Origin of the sequence: Methylobacterium sp. WL9, assembly GCF_008040035.1 — a bacterium.
GTDB lineage: Bacteria > Pseudomonadota > Alphaproteobacteria > Rhizobiales > Beijerinckiaceae > Methylobacterium > Methylobacterium thuringiense.
Map to the genome: position 1 here is coordinate 1 of NZ_VRVE01000169.1, position 1,787 is coordinate 1,787.

At 62.4% G+C, this 1,787-nt stretch carries 2 protein-coding genes; both read left to right on the forward strand.

The window, feature by feature from the left end; translation table 11 throughout:
• Positions 1-774 precede the first annotated feature (774 nt).
• Positions 775-1,023 (forward strand): hypothetical protein, encoded by a 249-nt coding sequence (locus FV217_RS22205; protein ID WP_147821791.1) that lies wholly within the window; start codon positions 775-777, stop codon positions 1,021-1,023.
• A gap of 187 nt (positions 1,024-1,210) precedes the next feature.
• Positions 1,211-1,787: transposase (locus FV217_RS22210; protein WP_147821793.1), on the forward strand; the 577-nt coding region annotated here is incomplete at its 3' end.

Genomic DNA, 1,787 nt, shown 5'->3' on the forward strand with positions numbered 1-1,787 from the left:
CGACGCGCTCACGCAGATCGGACGACAACGGCGACGACATCGACCCTCCTGTCGAAAGCAGACAGGGAATCAGATCAGCCCGCGTGTGAAAACCCAGCCCGACTCCGCGTGATCGGCAGCCGCTCTAGACGAAACTGCTCAGCCGGATACTCTGGAATATGCGACGGCAGGAGAGCTTTGGCTCGCGTGATAGCGATCAGTAGCGCATCACGGTCCCGTTCATGCAGTTGCCATCCTCGTGTCGCGGGATCATGATTTTTGTTATCGATACTGAGCAGCGCACTGTCCAAGCACCAAGCCGGACACTCGTTCCGGCAGGCTTGCTCGAGAGACTGAAGAATGCTCATCGCCCGATAATGCGTCCAGTCCGGGCCCGGATCGCAGGGGATGTCTTCCTCGTCGTCAAAAATCGAATAGGCTGGCTCTGACATTCTGCTTCGGCCCCGATAGCCTCGAATTACAGGATCGTAGGACTGCCACGAACGCGAAACTACACGGGCCGACGCGGCTGCGATTCGTGTAGCGCCCCCGATGTCTGGCCCGGTACTTGACCGCCAAAAGTTTGGATCAGTTGCAAATTTCTTTGGGCGTGACCGGCGCGTTCTCAGCGCGATGGCGGACTGCCCCCACCGGTCGGACCGGGCTATCGACCAGGTGGTGACCGTTACCTTCAGAAACTGCCGTTGGCTCTGAGGAGATGGGTGGATCAGACTTACCTCTTCGACATCCCGCCGGAGCAACTCGATGAACTTCCCGTCTGACATGAGAGCCACGATGCTCGTCGCCTCGCTCGACGTCATCGCCCAGGAGCTCGAATTGGGCGAACGAAGCACCGCCCCGTCCAATGTGCTCCAGCGCGTGCTCACCGATGCGCGGGCCAGCGCTCTGGCCTTGGCTGAGGAGCTAAAGCCGGCCTGCGTGGCTGCGAATAGAGGCGATCATTCTGCCACCCTACTGCGCAAGCAGACCGCTATTCTTGATGGCGAGAGCAACGTCATCCCGTTCCGTCAGCGTCGAGCCTAGCGGCCTGTCGCACGCCGGCGCGCTCACGCATCTGGCGCTGGTCTTTTTCGGGTATGCGAACCAGCACCGGCGCGGTCGGTCCCCTATAGATGCGCCTCTAGCGAACCGCCGCTAGCAGCTGCTTTCGACCCTGGCTGTGTCAAAACCCCGATGATGGTACGTTCCTTCGGTCTGACCGGAGGTTGGCATGGGACGGTTTGTTGTCGGTGCCGAGCGCGATCAGACGACGCTGTTTCCGCCGTGTCTTGAGGACTGGATCGCCGAGGACAACCCGGTCCGCGTGGTCGATGCCTTCGTGGATGCGCTGGATCTTGGCACGCTCGGCTTCGCGGGCGTCGATGCGGCACGGACGGGACGACCGGGCTACCATCCGGCCGCGCTCCTGAAGCTCTATGTCTACGGGTATCTCCACCGGGTCCCGTCGAGCCGGCGTCTGGAGCGTGAAGCGGGCCGCAACGTCGAGGTCATGTGGCTGACGGGCCAGTTGTCGCCCGATCACAAGACCATTGCCGAGTTCCGCCGGCAGAACGGACCGGCCATCGGGCGGGTCTGTGCCCGCTTTGTCGCCTTGTGCCGCGAGATGGGCCTTCTGACGGGGACGCGCGTCGCGATCGACGGCTCGAAGTTCAAGGCGGTTAACAACCGCGACCGCAACTTCACGCAGGGAAAGCTCGACCGGCGCCGCCAGCAGATCGAGGAGAGCGTGTCGCGCTACCTCTCGCAGCTCGACACGGCCGATCGTCAGGATCCCACACCGGAACTGG